Origin of the sequence: Rhodococcus sp. ARC_M12 (assembly GCF_022810385.1) — a bacterium.
Taxonomy (GTDB): Bacteria; Actinomycetota; Actinomycetes; order Mycobacteriales; family Mycobacteriaceae; genus Rhodococcoides; species Rhodococcoides navarretei.
Map to the genome: position 1 here is coordinate 139,391 of NZ_JALGQI010000017.1, position 22,720 is coordinate 162,110.

Sequence of the window (22,720 nt, forward strand, 5' to 3'; positions counted from 1 at the left end):
TGGGGTAGTCCGGACTCCACGATCACTTGAGTGCCGTATGCCCTGACGCGGCCACCCGAAACATAGCCGGTCGACAGCTCCGTGCGAGAGCTCAGAAGCGCGCCAGAATAGCTCGGGCACAACGCACTACGGTCGAGCGATCGTACGACATCACGTAGTCGAACTCCCGGTCGGCGTCGACCTCGCCGCGGTGCAGATCGATCGCGGCGAGCACTCCACAGAAGTGCGGGCCGAGGACCACCACGTTCCACTCCTCGACCAGTGGATCCACCGGATCGAGAGGCGCATGCATGATGCCACCCTCTTGCACGTAGCCCATGCCGACGCCGTAGACGCCGGCATACGAGATCTGCTCGGCCATCGACACCCAGCGCCCGCGGGTGGTCGGGGTGAAGTGCTCGGCTCGCTGAAAAGTACCGAGTACCAACGTTTCCGGCCCTGCGGCTGCGGCCTGCATCTCGAGCGATGTGCTCATCGCCACCAGTAGACGCTTGGTGCTGCGGGTCGCAGTCTTGCCTGCGGAGGCAATGCCGTACGGCGACTCGGCGGCGATGGCAGGGGTGCTCCAGGTCGGGAACGGAGGCATCACCTCGGCCGCATCGGCAGGCAGTTCCTCCGTCGTTGCCGCGGCCGGATACAGCTCGCCCACCCCGTAGGTCGCTCCGAGTCCGAGTGCGCGGCTGCGATGCAGGGCAGTGTCGACCCCGCTCGCCACCACTACGGCACCGGTTCGTTCGACCTGAGCCGAGACGGCATGAGCAGTGCGTGCAGTTGCGAGATCAGGGCGGCGGGAGACCATGGATCCGGCGAGGATGATCACGTCCGGTTCGATGAGAGGGAGAAGAGTCATCGACTGTGGCCGACGACCGACGTCGTCGACGGCCACCACCTTGCCGTCGCGTCGAGCCTTGTCGATGGCAGCGAGTGTGCGGGCCGGGCTGTCGACGAGTGCGGCTTCGGTGACGACCACGATGTCGCGTCGCAGCTGCTCTTCGGTGGCCGGATCCAGAGCAGCGAGCGAGTCGACGTCCATGGAGACGAGCATCGGCAGTCGTACCGACTGATTGATTCGAGCCACTCCCCAGGCGAGGGCGTCGAGCTCACGCTTGGCATCCATGGCCCTGGCTGCGCGCTTGAGGGCGTCGGCCGAAGCCAGAGGACCGTTCTCGGGGCCGCGCAATTGAACCTCGATTGCTGCGAGCGCGCCGTTGTCCAGCCGACAGACCGGGGCGAAATACGGCTGCACCGTCAACTCTCCCGTGTCCGTGTCGACTGCAGATCCTGCTTCGGCCAGCGCGAACGTCACACCACAGTTTGACACGAAAAAACCACCCCCGTCACGTGGGGGCGTCTCCGTTTTCAAACCTGTCGGGCGCACTTTCTTTCGCTCGGACAATCTTCGGCGTCGGAAGTGTCATCGACACAGCCACAACCATCTCGTTTCGGTAACTTTGTATAACGCAACGGTAACGGCAGAAGCATCCGGGCCGCCGTGAATCCAGAAGCTCACCTTCGTGCCGGAATCGGGGTGAAAGCCGATGTTGCACTGCACTTTCGAGGCATGCGCCGGATTCCGTTACCACTGCATACAACAAACATACCGACCGGATTGTGACTTCTCACAGAGTTGCAGCAAAGCATTTTCGATGGGTGTTTGTCCCCCTAACGTCCCTCCCGTTTGCCGGAACACCGGCACCACCGGGCCCCGGCAGGGGGTCCGGAGCCGTTCTGGACTTGGAGGATCGATCGATGACGCTCAACCCGCCGACCCGCTCTCGTACACTCGCAGCCGCCGTTTCCGCTCTTGCCATCGCCGGAGCAACAGTCGGTGCCGCCAGCGCCGGTGCCGCTACCATCTCCCCCGCCGGTACCGACTTCACAGCGCCCGGAACCATCGTCGTGAGCACGCCGGCCTCGTTCGGAGTTCCCGTCAGTTGCTCCATCGAACTCATCGGCTCCACCAGTGCCGACGGCTCCTCGGCATCGATCACCGACGCCCAGATCAGCGGTTCCAATCGTCTGTGCAACCTGCCGCAGTTGAAGAACCTGCCCTGGACCCTCACCCCCACCAGCGCGACCACCGGCGAAGTGTCCAACGTCGGCTTCTCGCTGGTCGGCTACAACTGCGGCCCGGCCACCCTCGCGGGTTCGTTCGACAACATGACCAACACCCTCACCTCGACCAACCAGCCCATGTCCGGTAACTGCACGGTCAACAGCCTGTCGGTCCAGCCCGACCCCGCCTTCACCCTGTCCTGATTCCTCCCGTCCCACCTCGTTCCACACCTCCCATTCTCTAGAAGGAGAACGCGTGAAGATCCGCAACAAGACCGTCGTCACGATGACGGCACTGGCATCGAGCATCGCTCTCGGCACGCTCGTCGCCGCCCCGGCCAATGCTGCCGACACCCTTCCCATCACGTTCCAGGCAGACACGACGACGATCATCGCCAAGACCGGTCAGCCGGTGGTGTTCCCGACCACGGACTTGGTGACCGATGTCGACCTGGTCGGTGGAACGGTGACCGGTTCGCTCGCCCTCCCGCAGGCGTCGGCCGATCTGAAGCTCGGACCCGCAACGCTGGCCAACTTCACCATCTCGATCATCGACGCGACCCCGGTCTCCGGCACCCTCGTCCAGGGTGGACCCGCCGAGGCACCCACGTTGGATCTCGACGTCGAGCAAAGCTTCAAGATTCGAATCGACTCGGTGAAGCCCCTCGGTATCGACACCGGATCCGCAGGATCGGCCTCGGCCGATCTGATCCCCGCGGGTGCCGATTGCGTCACCGCCGAAACCACCGCCAACCTCACCGGTTCGCTGGATGCGATCGACCTGATCCAGAACAACCAGACCGACTCACATGTCACGGGCACCTACACGATTCCGCAGTTCGAGGACTGTGGCGCGTTCACCTCGGTGCTCAACGCGATCATCGCCGGCCCGGGGAACACCCTCGACGTGCACCTGACCAACCCGGTCTTCGACGTCGGCACCCGGTCCGCGATTGCGGCAGAGGTGGCATAAGCAGTCTGCACTTCGATCGGCGGCGTCGACCGGTTCCATCGCGGAACACGGTCGACGCCGTCGTTCGTCACCGTTCGTCGGCGGGGCTGGTCGGCACCGGATCCGAACACTGCGCGACGCGATCTCCGCCCAACCTCTTGGCCCGGTACATCGCCTTGTCCGCCCGGCCGAGCAGTTCGTCGATGCCGGCCTCGACGCCCCTGGCTTCGACAACCGCATGGGCGACGCCTATCGACGCTGTCAATGGGGACCGATCGGTCGCGTCGCACAAGCGGATTCGCAGTTGCTCGGATCGTTCGATCACCGAGTCGAGGCCACCGAGGCAGACGACTGCGAATTCCTCGCCGCCGAGCCGAACCGTGACAGCCGGTGCCGGGAAGACGTCGAGAATGCGGCTCGCAGTCAGTCGGATGGCCGTGTCTCCGTGCTCGTGACCGAACCGATCGTTGACGGCTTTGAAGTTGTCGATGTCGATCACCACCGCGGTCACCACCGCATCCGTCCCGGGTCGACGGTCGAGGTTGCCGATCGCCGCGTCGAATCCCCGTCGATTCTGCATTCCGGTGAGCGGGTCGTAGAACGCGCCGGTGGCATCGCGGCGCAACAGCATCAGGAAGGAGTGGCAGATCAGCGGCGCCGAGAACATCACCAGGATCAGCATCACGAGATAGAGAGTGGTCCGTAGACGCTGTGCGGGGTCGTCGACCATGGCCGATGCGTAGAGAACCGCAACGGTGACGAAAGCGAACAGGTACGCGGTGAACACCTTGGGGCCGTGAAATCCCACGACGTAGCTGCCCATCACCGTGAAAAGCGCCACCATCGGCAGCATCTCGGACGGCTCGTCGACGGTGAGAAGCACTGCGGCGAGGACGATATCGGCGTACAGCACGAATGCGATCGACATTCGCCAGCTCGGCCAGCCGCCGATCAACCAGGCGACCCCCAGCGGAAGAATCGTGACGATGGTCGACCACAGCGCCCATTGCCCCGGGCCGCTGTCTCCGAGGCCCGGGATCGCCAGGGCGATCACAGCAGCAGCCGCGTAGACGAAGCAGAGGATCCCGATGAGGATCCTGGTGACGTGCAGTGCTTGCTGGGACCGTGCATACGCAACGTTCCACCCGTAGTCGACCGGGAGCGACCACCATTGGCGAAGACTGTTCACAGGTCTCGAGCAGCTTTCCTAGTGTCACGACGTGGATGGACAAGTCAACCACAGACGAAACCACCTGGTCCGCAAAGTGGGAAACTCGCGACTATCCCCGCATGCCGTCGGCCAACTCGAACACTCGGCCCGCGTAGGTCACCATGAACGCATCGAGTGCTTGCTGTGACAGTTCGGGGCACCCCGCTCTCCGAAAGAAGTGCTCCAGGTCCACCAGTCGATCCCCCAGTCCGACGCGTTGTCGATCGAGGGCCTCGAGCTCGACGACCAACGCCTTCAGTTCCTCGACCTTGCGCAGCACGTCGTCCACCGGATCACCGTCCACTTCACTGGGCCCACCACCGTCTATCGATTCGGCGGCGGAGCCGGGCTTCCCTTCCCAACCCCGCCGAACTCGACTCTACGCCTTATCGAACACTTGTGCGAATATTGATCTGGTTTGTACCATTCATCTTGTGCACGATCTGAGGAAGTGACCTACAGTCTGTGACATGCTCCAGAAAAGGGGTTCGAACGGGGTACGCCCGCCGGGTTCGACCGATCCAATTCAGTTGGCGCTCTTAGCAATCCTCACGATTGCTGTGATCGCTCTCGTTGTTGTCGCCGTACAGCAGGGCCGCCTCTGACCGCGCACCTCAACGTTCACCATCGACCCCGATCGGCGACATTCCGCGTTCGTCACACGGTTCCGAACGCTCAGGTCCGGGGTAGCGACCGGCCGACTGCATCGATCGAACGTCGACGACGCCTGACCACCTCGATGATCTCGTCCACCACGCGCCGCGTATCGCCCATTGCCTGGACGGCCGAATAGCGCAGCACCAACCATCCCTCCAGAACCGTCTTGTTCTGCCGTCGACGATCGTTGTCGAAAGCCTGGCCCGAGATGCGGAACTCCCGGCCGTCGATTTCTACGATCACCCGCGCCCGGAAGTCCACGAAATCGCCGAAGTAGGGCCCACCTGTGCGTTGATCTCCATGAAGAAATGTCGAGCGGACATCGCCCGCGCCACGACACGCTCCGCTTCCGATCGTGCCCCGAGGCAGCACAGACGTAATTGTCTCCGTACGGCTTTCATGCCGTTCATGCCGCGAGATGATTCGCAGACCGTAGCGATTCGACGCCGAAGGGCCGGCCGCGCAATGGCCGTATCGAAGAATCGCTCCAACTCCTCACCCGTCAGAGTCGCCGCGACGTCCACGAACACCTGAGCCAACGTCACCACTGGAAGCCCTCGGTGCCGGTCCGATTCGGGGAGGCGTCGGCGATGAATCTTCACCCAGTCCGGTGCCTGATGCCGTGTCGACGGCGGCACCGTTGCCGTGACGTGCAGTGGCTCCTCCTCCACCAACCCCCACACCCACGCCGCGATCAGATGGCTGAGGACGGCGTCGGGCTTCCACAGAGTCACCGAAGTGCACAGGTCCAGATAGTCGGGCTTTCCTGTCGCATAGATCCCGGGCAGCACTCGAATCAACTGACCGGACGCAGTTCTACGTGTGATGGTGCTGCGACTCGTCCCCCGAGCCATCAGGTCGACCGCGGTGTGTACCCCCATGCGAATACCGTGAACGATCCACGGTGCTTGCGCCAGTGGCGCTTTCGAAACCTGTGGATGGATCCGAGTTATCCACAGACTGCCGCACCTCAACGTTCACTATCGACCCCGATCGGCGACATTCCGCGTACGGTGCACGGTTCTGAACGCTCACGTTCGCGCTTCCGACACGACGCTCGGGCAGGTTGCGCCGGTGTTGCACCGGCGCAACCGTTCGACCTCAGGATCCGAGGAGTGCACTCACTGCAGTGCTGCCGCTCTCGGCGCTTCCGCTGCCGATGAGGCCGAGGATGACATCGATGATGATCTTGGCGATGAATGCGTCCATAACTACTCCTGTTGTGTAGTACCCCCGACGGGATACAGACGGACCTACGAGCGCCGTGGCCGCATGTGACCGGCCACAACGGATCGGAAGGTAGCAGCTGAATCTGTCCGAAGGGTGACGCTGTGGGCGCAACCACAGTTCACACCACAGTTTTACACATCTGCAAATTTGTCCAACAACATGACAAATTCGGTGTATTGTCCATTCCACAGTGATCGGCCTTACACGAGGAGTGACGATGACCGCATCGAATGTCGACGATCAGGCGCAGGCGCCGGTCGCCGAATGGCACGACCGCAAGCGATACCTCTGGTTGATGGGCTTGATCCCACCCACGGCGGTGTTCATGGCCACCGGACTGGTGTGGGCTTTCAACCAGCTCGGCTGGAATGCGGTGTCACCGGTCTGGTGGTGGATCGGTGCCCTGCTCGTCTACGGATTGCTCCCGATCCTCGACCGGTTCTTCGGTCCCGACGGCGACAACCCTCCCGACGAGGCGATGAAGGCACTCGAGGAAGACAAGTACTACCGCTACTGCACCTACGCCTACATTCCGTTCCAGCTCGCCAGCCTGGTGTTCGCCTGCTACCTGTGGTCGGCCGACAACCTGTCGTGGCTCGGGATCGACGGTGGACTGGGGCTGATCTCCAAGATCGGACTGGCCATCAGCATCGGCGTGATGGGTGGCGTCGGCATCAACACCGCACACGAACTCGGCCACAAGAAGGACAGCCTGGAACGCTGGTTGTCGAAAATCACTCTGGCACAGACGTTCTACGGCCACTTCTACATCGAGCACAATCGCGGACACCATGTCCGCGTCGCCACCCCCGAGGATCCGGCGAGCTCGAAGTACGGCGAGAGCTTCTGGGCCTTCCTCCCCCGCAGCGTCTGGGGCAGCCTGAAGTCGTCGTGGGAGCTCGAGAAGACCCGCATGGAGCGATTGGGCAAGAGCACGTGGAGCATTCAGAACGACGTGCTGAACGCGTGGCTGATGTCCGTCGTTCTCTACGCGGTGCTTGTCGCGGTGTTCGGTCCGATCATTCTGCCGTTCCTAGTGATTCAGGCAATCTACGGCTTCTCGCTGCTCGAGACGGTCAACTACCTCGAGCACTACGGCCTGCAGCGCCAGAAGAAGGAGAACGGCCGCTACGAGCGCTGCACCCCCGAGCACAGCTGGAACTCCGATCACATCGTGACCAATATCTTCTTGTATCACCTTCAGCGACACAGTGATCACCATGCCAACCCCACCCGTCGCTACCAGACCCTGCGCAGCATGGACGGGGCGCCGAATCTACCGAGCGGATACGCGAGCATGATCTCGTTGGCGTACTTCCCACCGGTGTGGCGCAAAGTGATGGACCACCGGGTTCTCGACCACTACGACGGTGACATCACGAAGGTCAACATTCAGCCGTCCAAGCGGGAGAAGATCCTCGCCCAGCACGGAGCCAAGTGATGGCTGCCTACGAGTGCCCGGTGTGCGAGTTCGTCTACGACGAGACCAACGGCGCTCCGCGCGAGGGCTTTCCGGCCGGAACGGCATGGTCCGAGGTACCCGAGGACTGGCCGTGCCCCGACTGCGGTGTCCGCGAGAAAATCGACTTCAGGAGTAAGGCATGAAGCTCTACCGCTGCGTACAGTGTGGATTCGAGTACGACGAGGAACTCGGCTGGCCCGAGGACGGCATCGAGCCCGGCACCCGCTGGGACGACATTCCCGACGACTGGTCGTGCCCCGACTGCGGCGCAGCCAAGGCCGATTTCGAGATGGTCGAGGTCGAGCGCGGGTGAGCACGTCCACGCCGCGCTCGATCGCAATCATCGGATCGGGTGCGACCGGGTACACCGCAGCCAAAGTGCTACGCGCAGAGGGGTTCACCGGCTCCATCACGATGGTCGGGAGTGAACAGGCCGCGCCGTACCGTCGGCCGACGGTATCCAAGGAGTTGCTGACGGGAACCAAGTCGATCGACCAAGTTCAGTTGGGCAACCCGATCGACGGCGTCGACGTGCGCTCGGGCGTCACGGCAGTCGGCGTCACCGATTCGGCTGTGCTGCTCGACGACGGCGACGCGGTTCCGTACGACGCGCTGCTCCTGGCAACCGGTTCTCGGGCACGGCAACTCGATCTTCCGGGCCACGTGTTCACGCTCCGCGGTGTGGCCGATGTCGAGCCCTTGCACGCCGACATTCTGCGCACCGGATCACTGCTGGTGATCGGCGGCGGACTGATCGGGTGCGAGGCGGCGGCGGCAGCCCGATCGCTCGGAGCCGAGGTGACGGTGCTCGAGGCAGCGTCCGCTCCGCTGAACCGGATCGCACCGACTGCAGTGTCGCAGATATATCGAGACTTACACGCAGACAACGGTATTGATCTGCACACCGATGTCGCCGTGACCAGTCTGGAGACACTGTCCGACGGCACCCTTCGTGCGACCGCGCAGGACGGACGCAGTTGGTCGGCGGGCACCGTACTGGTTTCCGTGGGGTCGGTACCGAACGTCGAACTCGGCGTGGACATGGGGCTCGAGGTCGGCTCCGGAATTCTGGTCGACGCAGAAATGCGCACGTCCACACCGAACGTCTACGCGGCGGGCGACGTGGCAGAGGTACCCAACCGAATCCTCGGCGGCACGTATCGCAGCGAGCATTGGAACGGTGCGGTGGATCAGGCCACCCGGGCTGCCCGCTCGATGCTGGGGGTCCCGCCCGGTGATCTCGATGTCCCGTGGGGCTGGTCCACTCAGCACGGCGTCAACCTGCAGTTCGCAGGGTGGACCGGCCCCGACGACGAGTACGTGGTCGTTCGTGGCTCCATCGAGGATCGACAATTCACCGCATGCGCGCTGCGTGACGGCCGGCTCGTCGGGGCCATCGGGGTGGGTTACCCCAAGGACATCCGGCAGATCAGATCGCTCATCGCGAGTGGAGACCGCGTCGATCGGAGTCTCCTCGGAGAAGATTGGCTGGATCAGCCGCATGCGGTCGTTCGATAGAGTCGTGTTCATGCCCGCAGCCGAACAGACGTCGACCCCCGGTCGATACCGTGAAGCAGCGTCGACTCTTGCGCGCGATACCGCGCTCGATGCGCTGCGCGAGTTGTTGCACCAACGCAACTGGCGCAACGTGACGATGAGTCACATCGCCAAGGCTGCGGGTCTGAGCAGGCAGAGCCTGTACAACGAGTTCGGTTCGCGGCGCGGCGTCGCACAGGGCTACGCCATCAGATTGACGGACGCGTTCGTCGCGATGTGCGAAACAGCGCTGTACCAACACGAGAACGACGCGTCGGCCGCTCTGCGACAGGGTTTCTCGTCGTTCTTCCAGCTGAGCGCGCTCGATCCCCTCGTGCGATCACTGCACGGCGGCGACGCACCGGAGGATCTTCTGCGCCTGATCACCACCGACAGCGAGGTGCTCATCGACCGCGCGGGCGAGCGGCTGTCCAGGACATTCCAACGCGGGTGGGTGGGCGCAACCCCACGCCAGGCCGACGTGGTCAGCAAGGCCATCGTTCGATTGGCCTTGAGCTACATCCCCGAGCCGCCCGACGACATCGACGCGGCAGCCGATGATCTGGCGCTGCTGCTCACGCCGTTCATCGATTCCATCACCGCTGACAGCTGACCTCGGCACCCGTCGTTCGCCCTCGCCTCCCGTCCCCACTGACCTCGCGCACCCACTGACCTCGCGCACCCGCTGACCTCCCGCACCCACTGACCTCCCGCACCCACTGACCTCGCAAACGCGCGCGCGTTTGCCAAACGCGAGCGGATTCGCCCACGATTCTGCTCGCGTCTGACGAATGCGCGCGCGTTTGCGATCCCTTGCTTCAAGGTCAGCCCTCGGACTCCACGATTCGTTTGATTGCCGCCAGGGTCCGCGGGATGCCGTCGAGTGCGGCCTGGCTACGAGTCGCGATTTCCTGCTGCGCGTCGTCGCCGAACTTGCGGTGGAAGTGAGCGATGCCGTCGGGTAGGAAGTTCCAGTTCTCGGTCAGACGTGTGCCACCGTCCACCGACTCGAGGGTGTAGCCCCAACGAACGAAGTTATCGCCCACCACCCAGGCGAATTCGCGACCGGGCTCGGCTGCTGCCACTGTGGAGACCGTTTCCCACGTGCGCCCCGGCACCACGTTGCGGCCGGTGAACGTCGATCCCACGCCGCCGCCATCGGGTTCGTTCCACCAGCACTCCTGGCAGATCGGGCTCCATTCGCCTGTTCTGGTGATGTCGGAGACAACGGCATACACGTCGTCGGCAGACGCAGCGACGACGACGGATTCGGAGAACTCGAGTGCAGTCATCTCACCATTGTCCCTCTGCACCCAACGAAGCTGTGAGCAGACTCGCTGCCCACAGCAGAACGATTGGCGTGCAACAGGATTGGCACTCACACTCGAACCATGAGCGAATCACCCCGAATGTTTCCGCCCGAACTCCGCAACCAACTCCTACGGCACCGAGTTCTGGTGCTCGACGGCGCACTCGACGACGACAACGGCACCGTCCTCACCACTCACCTGCTGACATTGGCGGCAGAGAATTCCTCCGCCGACATCGCCCTGTGGATCCACTCCCCGGGCGGATCGGTACCCGCCATGCTCGCCATCCGCGATGTGATGAAACTCGTCCCCTGCGACGTCTCGACGCTGGCACTCGGATTGGCCTGCAGCGCTGGTCAATTCCTACTGTCGTCCGGCACGCGCGGAAAGCGCTACGCGCTGCCGCATTCACGGATCCTGATGCACCAGGGCTCGGCCGGAATCGGTGGATCGGCTGTCGAAGTAGAGGTGCAGGCCAACGATCTGCGGCACACCCGAGATACGGTGCTCGGTCTCATCGCCGACGACACAGGACAGACGCGGGAGCAGATCTTCGACGACTCCCTGCACGATCGCTGGTTCACCGCGCAGGCCGCCCGCGACTACGGGTTCGTCGACGCCATCGTCGATTCGTTCGATCAGGTCATGCCCGCGAGACGGGTGTCGTTCGGAATGGAGTTGGCACGATGAGCACGTACACGATCCCCAATGTCATCACCCGAGATTCGCGCGGCGAACGCGTCGTCGACGTCTATTCGCACCTGCTCAGTGAGCGCATCGTCTACCTCGGGACCGGGATAGACGCCGGTGTGGCGAATGCAATGATCGCGCAGTTGCTGCACCTCGAGGCCGACTCCCCCGACCAGGAGATTTCGATGTACATCAACTGCGAGGGCGGAGACACGGCCGCCATGCTGGCCGTGTACGACACCATGCAGTTCATCGGATCACCCGTCGCCACAACATGTGTGGGCCAAGCCGTTGCAGCGGGTGCGGTACTGCTCGCGGCGGGTGCACCGGGGCGACGCTCGGCACTGACCCACAGCAGGGTGGTGTTGCATCAGCCTGCGGCGCAGGGACGCGGGACCATCCCCGATCTGATTCTGGCTGCCGATGAGGTCGTGCGAGTCCGGGCCGAGATGGAAGCGATTCTCGCGAAGCACACAGGACGCGACGCGGCGAGGCTTCGTCACGACACCGACCGGGACCTGGTGCTGACGGCCACCGCCGCCCGCGAGTACGGCGTCGTCGACCAGGTTCTCGAGGGGCGTCAGGCTGCCATCAACGTCGCATCGCCTCGCGACAGGTCGTGATGCGCCAGGCCTGAGATGTCCGCCATCGACGTGCCCAGCGCACCGACAACGGCCGCGAGGATTTCACTCGACGGATCCTTGCGGCCGCGTTCGAGCTCCGACAAGTACTGCGGCGCAATGCCTGCGCGGGCAGCGGTGTCGGCCAGAGTGTCACCGCGGGCGTGCCGGCGCTCGCGCAATCGTCGGCCGACTACCTCTCGCCACAGCGGTTCCACCGTGCGCGGCGTTCGACGCTCATCCATTCGTATGACCTCGCCCATGATCGGAGCCTAGGCCTCGATTTCGTGACGGGTCGGCGATTCTGCTCAGAGCAGAGAACCTGGCCTGACGAACGTCTTCGCAAAGCGCTTCTGCCAGAGGGTCTCCATAGCCCGGTGTGAGTAGTTGCGCCGAACGTAGTCGACGGCGGCACTGCCGGGCATACCGTCGAGCGCCACGAGACACGCCAGCGCTGTGCCAGTACGTCCCACACCGCCGGTACACGCGATCTCGACCCGCTCGGTTGCGCAGCGACGCAGTGCTTCTCGTAGTACGGTCCCGAGTTTTTCCGTGTCGGACGGGAGCCAGAAGTCGGGCCATCGAACCCATCGGCTGTCCCAGTCGAAGTCGCCGGGATCCTTGCCCTGCAGGTAGACCCCGAAGTTTGGTAGTGGGCCGTCCGGCATCGAATCGCACAAGGCGCGGCCCCGAACTACGCTGCCCGACGGCAACCGCAGCACGCCCGGGTTGTGTTGATCCCACACAAGGCTCCTCCTTCCCCTGCGTCGACTTCTGGAAGTGTCGATGCTGCGGTATCGTTCGCTTCACCAACCCGAAGCACGCACCGGCCCGCCTCCGATATGGCGTACATGATGACAATTCTGCACGAGAGGGCAATGCCCCCGTTCGTCCGATGAACCCCCACAGGCCGCGCAAGGCGCGGACCGATGGTTGGGCACTCCACTATCTAGCGCAGTGGCGGCGGCGAGTCGAGTATCTCGAAGATCGCGTCAACCGAAAACACAGAGCGGTGTTCGAGAATCGGGTGCCGATCTTGGCCGGGTTCACGGGATGTCCCGCATGCGACGGCCACTTCTCCGGCGACGGACCGCGCGATGCATTGGAACGACTCATGCGCCGCGATGGGCGTCGTGCCCACCGATTACGCGTCGCAGTCGCTCGATTGGATCAGCGGTATCGCGACGTGACAGTCGAGATCGATCGGTCCAGGTCGATGCCGTGGTGGGAGCACCGAGCACCGTGGGTGTGACTACCGCGGCGGCTTCGTCCATTCGATGGTGTGTCGAAACCCTATGCGGTGTCGCATCTTCGCGCCCGGTAGCCGCTTTTCGACGATGTCTCGAATTTCGTCGAAGCTCAGCACCGGATCCTCGACCGGGAACGGTGTCGATGCTGTCGCTGGGCTCGGCCACGGGCGGTGAATGAATCCGATCAATGGGTTGGTGACGATGGAGACCGAATCCCACAGCAGATCTCGTACGCTTCGGGGTGGCGCAAGCCCGACGATGAGCGCACGCCCGCCCGGCGCAAGAATTCGTTCGACATGGCGCACGGCATCGTCGACATCGAGGTGATGCAGGACGGCGACCATCGTCACCAGATCGATCGAATCGTCTGGCCAGGAGTCGAGTTGGCGATCGGTGATGGACACGTTGCCCACAGCGGCAGAAGTCGCCTGTGCGATTCGACGCATCTCCGAATCGGAGTCTGCCCCAGCTACCTGATCGAAATGAGGAGCCAACGCACGCACCAAACCGCCTCGGCCACAACCCATATCGACCGCACGTCTGTGCCGGTCCGGCAGATTCGCCAGGATCCAACTGTGAAAGTAGTCGTTGTGACTCCACGGGTGTCGCTCGTTCAGCTCCCGAAGCCACTGGGCCCCTCTGCCTCCGATGAGGGACATCCCCATTCGTCTCAGCATCACGGGCCCCAGTATCCACTCGGCGTGGTCACTGAGCTTCCAACAACTCTTTGAGTCTTCTCAGATCTTCGGCGACCATGTCGAGATCGCGCTCGAATTCGTCGTCGCTCAGTTCGATCTGACGGACCGTGAACAGAATCTCCGCGCCATTCGGATGACTCAGCACCCGTACGGGATTGTTCACTACGGTCCCTGACGGCAACGTGACGTCATGATCGAGGACGCCGAGGTCGTTGTGAGGCACGAAACGGACTGTCACCTGCCCCATCGGCGATTCAGCAAGAAGTCGATCTCCATCGACGGTCACTGCGCTGTTGGCCAATCCTGCTGCCCACCTGGGTAAGTTCGCGGGATCCGCCGCAAACTCGTACACCTCGTCGGGTGTGCACCCGATTACTTGGCTCACATGCCGACTTGCCACCACGAGTTCTCGATTCATAGCCACGACCCTACGTAGGACTGGCCACGGCGTCTCAGATCTCCCAACGCACAGGTATCGAACACCACTTGAACATGTTCAACAGAGGGTCTACCGTCAATTTTGAACACGTTCAGAAACGAGGCGGATCGATGGCACGCAAGTCCGACACGCGAGGCAAGGTGGTCGAGGTAGCCCTACGTCTCTTTCGCGACGAAGGGTTTCAAGCGACCACCATGCGTCGTATTGCCGACGAAGCAGGCGTCTCACTCGGGAATGCGTACTATTACTTCGCCGGCAAGGACGAACTGGTCAGCGAGTTGTACACGGTGATCCAGCGAGACCATCGCGAGCGCGCCCTCGACGTTCTCGTCGACGGCGCGTCGCTCTCCGACAACCTCGCTGCCGTCCTGCATTCCGGTCTGGACGTGATGGAGCCGTATCACGCCTTCGGCGGCTCCTTCTTGCACTTGGCACTGCCGACGAGCACGAGCTCCAGCCCGTTCTCGGAGGAGTCCTCCGACGCCAGGTCCATGGCCATCGACCTCATGCGAACCACCTTGGAGGCGTCGAAACAGAAGGTCCCGGCACCACTGAAAGACGCTCTTCCCCAACTACTCTGGATGCTCTACATGGGAGTCACCCTTCATTGGGTCACCGATTCCTCGGACAACCAGAGAAGAACACGCACCTTGGTCGACGGGCTCGTACCCGTCGCAGCCAAAGCAGTGCGCCTCGCCCGCCTCCCGGTGGCACGGGGCTTGGTCACCGACGTGGCCGGCCTGCTGAAACGAGTGACATCCCCAGAAGGGCTCGAACAATGAGTGATTCACCCTCGACCGTCGTCCTGTGCGGTGCCTCCGGCTACATCGGCGGGTACCTGCGTCGCTCCTACGAAGATCGCGGCATTCGCGTCAGGACCATCGGCCGCGGAACATCCAGCGACGCAACGTGGTCCGACCACCGCAGTGTCGTCGAGGTTCTCGACGGTTCCGATGTCGTCGTCAACCTGGCCGGCCGCTCGGTGAGCTGTCGCTACAACAAGAAGAACGCCGACGAGATCATGTCGTCGCGAATTCAGACGACGGCCCAACTCGGCCGCGCCATTGCCGACGTAGAGAACACACCTCGATTGTGGGTCAACGCCAGCACCGGCACCATCTATCGCGACTCGCGCGACAGGCCGATGGACGAACGATCCGGCGACATGGGATCGGGATTCTCGGTCGAGGTGGCTCGCGCCTGGGAGCGTGAGCTCTTCGACGCCGATGTAGCCATCCGCAAGGTGGCGCTTCGCATGTCGATCGTGTTGGGGGCAGGCGGCGGGGCCATCAACCCGATCATCGATCTGGCCAGAGTGGGGCTCGGCGGCACGATGGGCGACGGCGGCCAGATCTTCAGTTGGGTGCACGTCGCCGATGTCGCACGCGTCCTCGATCACCTCTACGACAACACCGATCTCTCCGGCCCGGTCAACGTTGCTACTCCGTTCCCCGTCACCAACGAGGAGATGATGCAGCAGGTCAGAAGTACCCTGGGCCGCAATCACGGTTTACCGACACCTGCGTGGCTACTCCTGTTCGGTGCACGGATGATCCGGACGGAGGCCGAACTGGTTCTGAAGAGTCGCTGGGTTGACCCGAAAGTGCTGATAGACAGCGGTTTCGAGTTCCACTATCCGAAGCTGAGCAGTGCACTGGCAAACATCGCATCCGAGACACCACGAGGGTTACTCCCCGTCGCCCTGGGATGACGACGGGGAATCTCGAATCTAGACGAGCGACGCCGACAATCCTCCGTCCAGGATGTAGTGGCTTCCGGTGATCCACGACGCCCGGTCCGACGCGAGGAACAATGTCACTTCCGCGATGTCCTCCGGCGTTCCCAGCCGTCCCTGCTTGGCAGCCACGAGATCGCCGAACGGGATCTGGGTCGCCGCCTCGAAGTCCGGGACGAGTCGATCGACCATCGCGGTATCTGCGAATCCGGGGCAGACGGCGTTCACTCGCACTCCCGATGCGCGCATCTCGATGGCAGCGACGCGAGTGAGCTGGATGACGGCAGCCTTTGTGGCACAGTAGGACCCGAGTAGTGCGGTGCCGCCCACCCCGGCGAGCGATGCGATGTTGACGATGTTCCCCTTGGACTCGACCAGTGCACCGATCGCGGCCTTCATCACCAGGAAAGTGCCCTTGACGTTGACGGAGTAGATCTTGTCGAAACTCTCCGTCGACTGCTGGAGCAATGGCGAGGACACTTCGATTCCCGCGTTGTTGACGACGATGTCGAGGCCACCCAGGATGTCGACGGCCTGTGCCACCGCACTCTGCACCTGGCTCTCGTCGGACACATCGCAGTTCGCGATACCGGCGGCACCGATCTCCTCGGCCGTCTTGGCGGCTGCGTCTTCATCGATGTCACTGACAACGACACGCGCGCCGCGCTCGATGAACATCCGGGAGATGGCCTTTCCGATGCCGGCTCCCGAACCGGTGACGAATACTCGCTTGCCCTCGAACTCGGTCATGGTGTGCTTCCCTTCGATGATGAGTGAGACATGGCGCTGCGTACTTCGGTCTTGAGAATCTTTCCCACTTTCGAGCGGGGAAGGTCGGTCCAGATCTGAATCTGTTTGGGTGCCTTGACGCTTCCGATTCGCGCTTTCACGTGGGAGATGAGATCCGCATCGGAAGCATCGCGGCCTGGTCGTAGGAGGACCGCGGCGGTGACGCGTTCGCCCCATTTGTTGTCGGGTAGCCCGACAACGGCGCATTCCTTCACCGCGGGATGCGACAGCAGCGCCTGTTCGACTTCCGCCGAGTAGACGTTGAATCCGCCCGTGATGATCATGTCCTTGGCACGGTCGACGACGTACAGGTAACCGTCGTCGTCGAGGTACCCGATGTCACCGGTGTGATGCCAGCCGTATGCACCGACTTCAGCTGTGGCGTCCAGATTCTCGTGATATCCCTGCATCACGAGGGGGCCACGAACGACGATCTCACCGCGTTCGCCGCGCTTCAGCAGTCCACCGTCGTCGTCCATGATCGCCACCGTTGTCAGGGGAGTCGGCTTGCCCGCCGAACTCAACCGCTCGGTGGCGATCGATCCGTCGCTGTGGAAGTGATCGGCCGGAGCGAGCGTGGCGATCATGTTCGGTGCCTCGGTTTGTCCGAACAGCTGTCCGAGTACCGGCCCGATACGGTTCAGCGCCTCTTCCAGTCGTGTCGGCGACATCGGTGCGGCTCCGTACCAAAGGCACCGCAACGACGACAGATCCGTGATGTCGAGATCGGGATGATCGAGCACACCGTAGATCACCGTGGGTGGGAGGAACGTGTGGGTGATTCCATGCTGCTCGATGAGGGACAGGAACTTTCCGATGTCGGGCGCACCCATCACAACCACGTGGCCGCCGACACTGAGGATGGGGAACGTCAGCACGCCCGCAGAGTGGGTCAGTGGAGCGAGCGCCAGGTACCGAGGCCGATCCCCGAACGGGTAACTCATCAATGCCGTTGCGGTGGAGGTCATCATGTTCGCCTCGGTCAACCTCACCCCCTTGGGTTTTCCGGTCGTACCGCCCGTGCCTGCGATCATGCACAGGCCGTCCGCCGGCCGTCTGTCGGCAACCGATTCGGAGCTGTGTTCGACGAGCCATTGCTCGTAGGACACTGCCCCTGGCACGTCGCCGTCCAGACAGACGAGCCAGTCCAGCCGCGGAAGCTGATCGCGAATACGACCGACAAGATCCGCAAAAGCTTTTTGAAAGAACAAGAATCGGCACCCGAACAGGTCGAACAGTTGCCGGTTCTCATCTGCTTCGTTGCGTGGATTGATCGGGCACCACACCGCCCCCGCTCGCGAGATCGCGAACACGCAGGTCAGCGCGAGCGGATCGTTGGCAGAGAGCACCGCAACTCGATCGCCGGCCTCGATTCCGTTGTGCTGCAGAGCACCTGCGATCGCAACGGTATCGTCGTACACCTGGCCGTAGCTTCGCGTGGTGTCACCGATGGTGAGACAGGGTGCGTCTCGGCCCAGTGACACCCCCTTGTCGAGGTAGTCGGACAGCCGCATCGGCCCTGACCTCAGCTGTGCGTGGTGACGATGGGTTCGAGCACCAGCCCGAATGCGCGGAGCACGCCGAGCAGTTCACGATGTCCGAATGCCTGACAGCTAGAGGCAAATCCCACCTTCTTCGGCGGACCTTGCAGTAATTGGGCTGCTGCATAGGCGTTGAGCAACGCGGTCTGCTTGTAGTTGCAGTTGCCGTGGATCACTGTGTGCACGCGGCCGAGCGGTCCCGACGCATAGACCGAGTCGAGTGAGGTGTTGATGCGCGGGTTCTCCCGTGGAGGTGTTTCGCTGCGCACCGAGGACGACACCGTGTCGATGATCTGGTACTTCTCGGCGTCGGACTTCCCCTCCATCTGAGCCAGTGCGGACGAGATGATTTGAGGTACCGCGAGCATCAGCGGCTTGTTGATCACGCCGCCGAGGGCGCGAGCATTCGCCACGCGAGGATCGTTCTTGAACCACACCGGATGGGATGTCCCACCCCAGGGCAGGGCCAGGCCCAGGTCGTGCTGTCCGGGCACCACAACCTGCATGACTCCGTCGTCCGGCCATTCGACGTACTGGTTCTGTTCGAGGTAGTAGGCCTTGGAAAACGCGGCGTTGGTCAGGATCGTGTTCGTCGACGCGACCGTCGGATGCCCCTTCCAGAAGACCTCGATGTCCAGTGTGTCCAGCCCCGGCGTCTCCAGGCAGATGTTGGCCGCGATCTCCCCGATGCTGTACATCTGGGCCAAACCGGGTGTGAGAACCAGGTTTCGGGATGCGAACTCGGATCCGTACTTCGCCTCGGCGTCGATCATCCAGTCCTGCTCGCCGGTGGTGTCGGTGTAGTGCGCACCGATCTCGATGCACGCCTGCGCAACCTCGTGTCCGAATCGCGAGAACGGTCCCACTGTGTTGAGAACGATCTCGGCACCCCGAAACGCCTCGGCCAGGGCCTGCGCGGTGTGTTCGACCTCGACGACGTCGTACTCGACGGTCTCGACACCCGGAACCGCGTCGACGATGCCCTTGACTCGGGCTTCGTCGCGACCGGCGGCCAAGAACGGAATGTTGTACTCGCGCAGGTACTCACAGATCAATCGGCCGGTGTAACCCGACGCTCCGTAGACGACGACGCGCTTGTCGGTTGGCATGAGATGTCCTCTCGTGATCGGTCCGCCCGCACAGCGGACCTAGATTGGTCGAGACTTCGAGCACCGGAGGGGACGTGCGAACATCCGGCCTTCTGACGTGTGCTGCGGATCACACTAGGATAGAATTTGTACACCCGTCAAGCCTTTTCTTGACGACTGCCCAGATTTTGAGTGGCCGAAGTTCGCCACACGACCGCCGGGCATACACTGACGTGACGATCTACGCGCGGAAAGGACACGGACCATGCCCCAGACAGCTGATCCGCGCGCACGTATCGAAGAGCGCGCACGCAACAAGTTCGAGGCCAAGCGGACCGAACTGGCTCAGGCGACACTGCACACGCTGGCCGAATTGGGCTATGCGCGCACATCACTGCGAGAGATCGCGCAGAATTCCGAATACTCGCACGGCGTGCTCCACTATTACTTCACCGACAAACTCGACCTCATCACGCACGCGGTTCGTCAGTACGAGGCCATCTGCGTCACTCGTTACGACGAGGTGGTGGCCAACGCAGTCGACGCCACCGGCCTGTACGCGGACTTCGAGGCGAAGTACTTCGCCACTCTGGCGGCGGACGCCGGCATCCATCGGCTGTGGTACGACCTGCGGAATCAGGCACTGTTCGACGGTTCGTTCCGCGACGACGTTCTCGAGATCGAGGAACGTCGCGAATACATGATTTGGCGTGTGGTCGCTCGGTACTGCGAACTTCGCGGCACCACTTCTTCACTCGACAAGCCCTCCGCCTACATCCTTCTCGATGGCATCTTTCAGCGCGCCCTCCTACATCACCTGGCCGGCAACACAACCGAGGTCGACGCCGCGCATCGGCAGCTACATGCTGCGTTCGCTCTGCTCGATTGCCCGACGCCTCAGTAGGTTTCCGGCCGAGTCCCCGTGTAGATGCCCGGCACGCGAAAGCGCAGGGGCGCTTCGTCGTATTCCTCGAGGGCGTGTGCCGCCCATCCCACGATCCGGGCCAGTGCGAACAGCATCTCCGGCGTGTCTGCCCTGAGTCCGTAGGCGAGGGTGAACGAGGCGAGAGCGAAGTCCGAGTTGGGGAAGGTATCGAATCTGCTGCTCACCTCCTCGATTATCGTGTCCGCAGCAGCGACCACTGCAGGGTCCGCACCGTGAGCGGGGTCCCGAAGCAATCGCAGTATTTCCTCGGCGCGAGGGTCTCGGTCGGTGTAGATGACGTGCCCGAAGCCGGGCACCCGCTCCCCCGACCTCAATTGTGTTGCGAGAGCATCTACCGGATCGTCGATCGCTGTGGACAGGAACCGGTACACCGGATCGGCGGCGGAGCCGTGCAGGGGGCCGTCGATGCACCCCAGTCCCGCGGCAACAACCGAATACAGATTTGCCCGGGTGCTCGCCGCCACCCGGACTCCGAGGGTCGAGGCGGCCAGGCCGTGATCGGCCATCAGCACCAACGCAGCCTGTAGCGGCACCAACCCGCGCGGATCGGATGCACCGGTCTTCAGAGAGTCCCAGATCGATTCTGCCACCGACAGTTCCAACGATGCGTCACCGAGTGCCGCCGCCACCGTGGCCAACAGATGGCCTGCCTCCTGCACCACCGAGGTGGATCCGATGTCGAATCGCAACGGGCGGTAGGTGGACGCCACGTCGACAACAATGCGTATCCGGTCGATCGAGCGGCAGTCCGGTGCGATCGACCCCAAGGCTGCTCGACATCGTTGCACTACAGTCGAATCGGCACTGAATCGCACATCGTCCAGCAGCTCACCCGTCCAGACGAAATGTGCAACCGACTCGAACGGGAGAGAGCTCAGCTCAACCGCATCACGACCTCGGTAGTACAGATGCCCGTTCTCGATCAGCGTGGTCTGTGTCCGAATTCGTTCCACCGCACCGATATCGGTTCGGCGGGCCGAATCACGGCCCGCAAGCGATTCCACCTCGTCGACGTCGAACACGCTCCCCCGCACACCGGGTAATCGCGTACTGGTCAACAGCCCGCGGCTGACGTAGGCGTACACCGTTTCCGGCTTGACGCCCAGCCGTGATGCCGCTTGGGCTGTGGTGAGGAGATTTCGGCCGTCCGCGTGGTTCATGGGCGTCTTTCATATTGATGCAATCAACATTGACAAGAATCAACGTTAGCGCGGATCGTGGTGCTTGACCAGCGCGAAGGAGTGCAACCATGACCGTGATCGAGGCCCCGAGGGGGCTCCACAATGTCGTCGTCACCACCACGTCGATCGGGGACGTGCGAGGCGACGAAGGTTTCTACCATTACCGCCAGTACTCGGCCATCGACCTGGCTCTGACAGGCACGTTCGAGGACGCCTGGTTCTTGATGGTCGAGGGCCGGTTGCCGGACGGCACCGAGCGCGCGGAATTCCTGCGCACGGTGGCACCCTTGCGAATACTGCCCGACGACGTCGCCGCAGCCGTGCGGACGGTCGCGCGATCAGGTCCCGAACAGCCTCTCCTCGCGTTGCGGACGGTGTTGTCGGGTTTGGCCGGCGCGGTACCGCTGTACGAGTCGGCGGAGTCGGACAAGCGGACGACGGCCCTGCGGCTGTGCGCGATGACACCCACCATTCTGGCTGCGGTGCACAGGATTCGGTCCGGCAAGGAACCCGTCGAACCGCGGCAGGATCTGACGACGGCTCAGAACTGGTTGTACATGATCACCGGAGATGCGCCCGACGCGGTCGGCGCCCGAGCCGTCGACCGCTACCTCACCGCCACGATCGATCACGGGTTCAACGCGTCGACTTTCACTGCGCGAGTCGTGGCGTCGACGGGGTCGGACATCGCATCCGCAGTGTGCGCCGCGATCGGTGCCTTCGCGGGCCCGTTGCACGGAGGTGCCCCGGATCGCGCTCTCGACGGGTTGGACGAGATTGCCGACGTCGACTCCGCCGATGCGTGGGCGCGTTCCAAAATCACTGCAGGCGAGCGCATCATGGGATTCGGTCACCCGGTGTATCGCACCGACGATCCCCGATCGGTGATGCTGCGCGAGACGGCGCAGGAGATGGGCGGGGAGCTCATCGACAAGGCCGTGCAGGTCGAGAAGATCATCGCTGCTGCGCTCGAAGATCTCAAGCCCGACCGCAAGTTGTACGCCAATGTGGAGTACTACGCCGGCGTCGTGATGGAACTGTGCGGAATTCCGCGATCCATGTTCACTCCGACCTTCGCGTGCAGCCGGATGGTGGGGTGGTGCGCCAACATCGTCGAGCAGTCTCACGACAGCAAGATCATCCGGCCGATCGCCCGCTACGACGGCCCGGTGCCTTCGGCAGTGGCGCGGTTAAGTGCCGCCCAGGGGCTGTCGCATTTTGATGGTGGGGCGTCTCGAGTGTCGAGGCGCCCCATTGTCGGTGGTGCGGGACAATGTGTTGGTGGCGAAGGGCTATCGACCGGTCGATCGTGATCAACAGTTTCTGATTCC

At 63.0% G+C, this 22,720-nt stretch carries 27 protein-coding genes; 13 read left to right on the top strand and 14 right to left on the bottom strand.

Features of this window, described 5'->3' with window-relative positions; translation table 11 throughout:
- Nucleotides 1–91: 91 nt before the first annotated feature.
- Nucleotides 92–1,306, bottom strand: coding sequence for an EAL domain-containing protein (locus MTX35_RS20845; RefSeq protein ID WP_243609015.1), 1,215 nt, complete (start codon nucleotides 1,304–1,306; stop codon nucleotides 92–94).
- A gap of 443 nt (nucleotides 1,307–1,749) precedes the next feature.
- On the opposite strand from MTX35_RS20845, the gene praA reads away from it, so the two are divergent.
- Nucleotides 1,750–2,259 (top strand): alkane oxidation protein activator PraA, encoded by a 510-nt coding sequence (gene praA, locus MTX35_RS20850; protein WP_243596796.1) that lies wholly within the window; start codon nucleotides 1,750–1,752, stop codon nucleotides 2,257–2,259.
- Between the two features lie 52 nt (nucleotides 2,260–2,311).
- Nucleotides 2,312–3,028 carry a hypothetical protein gene (locus MTX35_RS20855; protein ID WP_243596797.1) on the top strand — a complete coding sequence of 239 codons (717 nt, stop codon included), beginning with the start codon at nucleotides 2,312–2,314 and terminating at the stop codon, nucleotides 3,026–3,028.
- 67 nt (nucleotides 3,029–3,095) lie between these two features.
- Here the strand turns inward: MTX35_RS20855 and MTX35_RS26095 are convergent, their stop codons facing one another.
- The 4 genes from MTX35_RS26095 to MTX35_RS20870 all read right to left on the bottom strand — a co-directional run bounded on the left by MTX35_RS26095 (nucleotide 3,096) and on the right by MTX35_RS20870 (nucleotide 5,755).
- Nucleotides 3,096–4,196: a GGDEF domain-containing protein gene (locus tag MTX35_RS26095; protein ID WP_243596798.1), complete on the bottom strand. Its 1,101-nt coding sequence runs from the start codon at nucleotides 4,194–4,196 to the stop codon at nucleotides 3,096–3,098.
- Nucleotides 4,197–4,287: 91 nt separating this feature from the next.
- The gene (locus tag MTX35_RS20865) at nucleotides 4,288–4,506 is read right to left on the bottom strand and encodes a hypothetical protein (protein WP_037194183.1); all 219 of its coding nucleotides are present in this window, start codon (nucleotides 4,504–4,506) and stop codon (nucleotides 4,288–4,290) included.
- Nucleotides 4,507–4,892: 386 nt separating this feature from the next.
- Entirely contained in the window at nucleotides 4,893–5,117 is a 225-nt protein-coding gene (locus tag MTX35_RS26100) for a DUF559 domain-containing protein (RefSeq protein WP_308198153.1), read from the bottom strand.
- The gene (locus MTX35_RS20870) at nucleotides 5,114–5,755 is read right to left on the bottom strand and encodes a type IV toxin-antitoxin system AbiEi family antitoxin domain-containing protein (protein ID WP_308198154.1); all 642 of its coding nucleotides are present in this window, start codon (nucleotides 5,753–5,755) and stop codon (nucleotides 5,114–5,116) included. The genes MTX35_RS26100 and MTX35_RS20870 overlap by 4 nt, the downstream gene beginning before the upstream one ends.
- A gap of 566 nt (nucleotides 5,756–6,321) precedes the next feature.
- Between MTX35_RS20870 and MTX35_RS20875 the strand changes: the two genes are divergently transcribed.
- Genes MTX35_RS20875 through MTX35_RS20895 form a run of 5 tightly spaced genes read left to right on the top strand, consistent with a single transcriptional unit; the run spans nucleotide 6,322 to nucleotide 9,715 of the window.
- Complete coding sequence (locus tag MTX35_RS20875; protein WP_243596799.1) at nucleotides 6,322–7,545, top strand: alkane 1-monooxygenase; 1,224 nt, start codon at nucleotides 6,322–6,324, stop codon at nucleotides 7,543–7,545.
- On the top strand, nucleotides 7,545–7,709 hold the full coding sequence (locus MTX35_RS20880) for a rubredoxin (RefSeq protein WP_243596800.1): 165 nt from the start codon (nucleotides 7,545–7,547) through the stop codon (nucleotides 7,707–7,709). The genes MTX35_RS20875 and MTX35_RS20880 overlap by 1 nt, the downstream gene beginning before the upstream one ends.
- Entirely contained in the window at nucleotides 7,706–7,879 is a 174-nt protein-coding gene (locus MTX35_RS20885; protein WP_027495558.1) for a rubredoxin, read from the top strand. Before MTX35_RS20880 ends, MTX35_RS20885 begins: the two co-directional genes overlap by 4 nt.
- The gene (locus tag MTX35_RS20890) at nucleotides 7,876–9,084 is read left to right on the top strand and encodes an FAD-dependent oxidoreductase (protein WP_243596801.1); all 1,209 of its coding nucleotides are present in this window, start codon (nucleotides 7,876–7,878) and stop codon (nucleotides 9,082–9,084) included. Before MTX35_RS20885 ends, MTX35_RS20890 begins: the two co-directional genes overlap by 4 nt.
- Before the next feature lie 10 nt (nucleotides 9,085–9,094).
- Complete coding sequence (locus tag MTX35_RS20895; RefSeq protein ID WP_243596802.1) at nucleotides 9,095–9,715, top strand: TetR/AcrR family transcriptional regulator; 621 nt, start codon at nucleotides 9,095–9,097, stop codon at nucleotides 9,713–9,715.
- 211 nt (nucleotides 9,716–9,926) lie between these two features.
- Here MTX35_RS20895 and MTX35_RS20900 read toward each other — a convergent pair whose 3' ends face one another.
- The gene (locus MTX35_RS20900; protein WP_243596803.1) at nucleotides 9,927–10,394 is read right to left on the bottom strand and encodes an SRPBCC family protein; all 468 of its coding nucleotides are present in this window, start codon (nucleotides 10,392–10,394) and stop codon (nucleotides 9,927–9,929) included.
- A gap of 99 nt (nucleotides 10,395–10,493) precedes the next feature.
- Between MTX35_RS20900 and MTX35_RS20905 the strand changes: the two genes are divergently transcribed.
- Nucleotides 10,494–11,102: a ClpP family protease gene (locus MTX35_RS20905; protein ID WP_243596804.1), complete on the top strand. Its 609-nt coding sequence runs from the start codon at nucleotides 10,494–10,496 to the stop codon at nucleotides 11,100–11,102.
- Complete coding sequence (locus MTX35_RS20910; RefSeq protein ID WP_243596805.1) at nucleotides 11,099–11,725, top strand: ClpP family protease; 627 nt, start codon at nucleotides 11,099–11,101, stop codon at nucleotides 11,723–11,725. The genes MTX35_RS20905 and MTX35_RS20910 overlap by 4 nt, the downstream gene beginning before the upstream one ends.
- On the opposite strand, the gene MTX35_RS20915 is transcribed toward MTX35_RS20910, so the two are convergent.
- From MTX35_RS20915 to MTX35_RS20930, 4 genes are all read right to left on the bottom strand, one after another.
- On the bottom strand, nucleotides 11,683–11,985 hold the full coding sequence (locus tag MTX35_RS20915; RefSeq protein WP_308198155.1) for a helix-turn-helix transcriptional regulator: 303 nt from the start codon (nucleotides 11,983–11,985) through the stop codon (nucleotides 11,683–11,685). The genes MTX35_RS20910 and MTX35_RS20915 overlap by 43 nt on opposite strands.
- A gap of 45 nt (nucleotides 11,986–12,030) precedes the next feature.
- Entirely contained in the window at nucleotides 12,031–12,390 is a 360-nt protein-coding gene (locus MTX35_RS20920) for a protein-tyrosine phosphatase family protein (RefSeq protein ID WP_243596822.1), read from the bottom strand.
- Between the two features lie 584 nt (nucleotides 12,391–12,974).
- Nucleotides 12,975–13,649, bottom strand: a complete 675-nt coding sequence (locus tag MTX35_RS20925) for a class I SAM-dependent methyltransferase (RefSeq protein ID WP_308198156.1) — start codon at nucleotides 13,647–13,649, stop codon at nucleotides 12,975–12,977.
- Between the two features lie 28 nt (nucleotides 13,650–13,677).
- Nucleotides 13,678–14,088: an SRPBCC family protein gene (locus tag MTX35_RS20930; protein ID WP_243596806.1), complete on the bottom strand. Its 411-nt coding sequence runs from the start codon at nucleotides 14,086–14,088 to the stop codon at nucleotides 13,678–13,680.
- Between the two features lie 131 nt (nucleotides 14,089–14,219).
- Between MTX35_RS20930 and MTX35_RS20935 the strand changes: the two genes are divergently transcribed.
- Together MTX35_RS20935 and MTX35_RS20940 are read left to right on the top strand one after the other, a co-directional pair.
- On the top strand, nucleotides 14,220–14,891 hold the full coding sequence (locus MTX35_RS20935) for a TetR/AcrR family transcriptional regulator (RefSeq protein ID WP_243596807.1): 672 nt from the start codon (nucleotides 14,220–14,222) through the stop codon (nucleotides 14,889–14,891).
- Nucleotides 14,888–15,820: a TIGR01777 family oxidoreductase gene (locus tag MTX35_RS20940; RefSeq protein WP_243596808.1), complete on the top strand. Its 933-nt coding sequence runs from the start codon at nucleotides 14,888–14,890 to the stop codon at nucleotides 15,818–15,820. Before MTX35_RS20935 ends, MTX35_RS20940 begins: the two co-directional genes overlap by 4 nt.
- A gap of 18 nt (nucleotides 15,821–15,838) precedes the next feature.
- Here the strand turns inward: MTX35_RS20940 and MTX35_RS20945 are convergent, their stop codons facing one another.
- The 3 genes from MTX35_RS20945 to MTX35_RS20955 are packed head-to-tail and all read right to left on the bottom strand — an operon-like array spanning nucleotide 15,839 to nucleotide 19,283.
- Entirely contained in the window at nucleotides 15,839–16,594 is a 756-nt protein-coding gene (locus tag MTX35_RS20945; RefSeq protein WP_243596809.1) for an SDR family NAD(P)-dependent oxidoreductase, read from the bottom strand.
- Nucleotides 16,591–18,147 (bottom strand): AMP-binding protein, encoded by a 1,557-nt coding sequence (locus MTX35_RS20950; RefSeq protein ID WP_243596810.1) that lies wholly within the window; start codon nucleotides 18,145–18,147, stop codon nucleotides 16,591–16,593. Before MTX35_RS20950 ends, MTX35_RS20945 begins: the two co-directional genes overlap by 4 nt.
- A gap of 11 nt (nucleotides 18,148–18,158) precedes the next feature.
- Entirely contained in the window at nucleotides 18,159–19,283 is a 1,125-nt protein-coding gene (locus MTX35_RS20955; RefSeq protein ID WP_243596811.1) for a DUF5938 domain-containing protein, read from the bottom strand.
- Between the two features lie 244 nt (nucleotides 19,284–19,527).
- On the opposite strand from MTX35_RS20955, the gene MTX35_RS20960 reads away from it, so the two are divergent.
- Nucleotides 19,528–20,166, top strand: a complete 639-nt coding sequence (locus tag MTX35_RS20960) for a TetR/AcrR family transcriptional regulator (protein WP_243596812.1) — start codon at nucleotides 19,528–19,530, stop codon at nucleotides 20,164–20,166.
- Here MTX35_RS20960 and MTX35_RS20965 read toward each other — a convergent pair.
- Nucleotides 20,160–21,368 carry a citrate/2-methylcitrate synthase gene (locus MTX35_RS20965; protein WP_243596813.1) on the bottom strand — a complete coding sequence of 403 codons (1,209 nt, stop codon included), beginning with the start codon at nucleotides 21,366–21,368 and terminating at the stop codon, nucleotides 20,160–20,162. The genes MTX35_RS20960 and MTX35_RS20965 overlap by 7 nt on opposite strands.
- An 89-nt stretch (nucleotides 21,369–21,457) precedes the next feature.
- On the opposite strand from MTX35_RS20965, the gene MTX35_RS20970 reads away from it, so the two are divergent.
- On the top strand, nucleotides 21,458–22,702 hold the full coding sequence (locus MTX35_RS20970; protein WP_243596814.1) for a citrate/2-methylcitrate synthase: 1,245 nt from the start codon (nucleotides 21,458–21,460) through the stop codon (nucleotides 22,700–22,702).
- The last annotated feature ends 18 nt before the right edge of the window (nucleotides 22,703–22,720 follow it).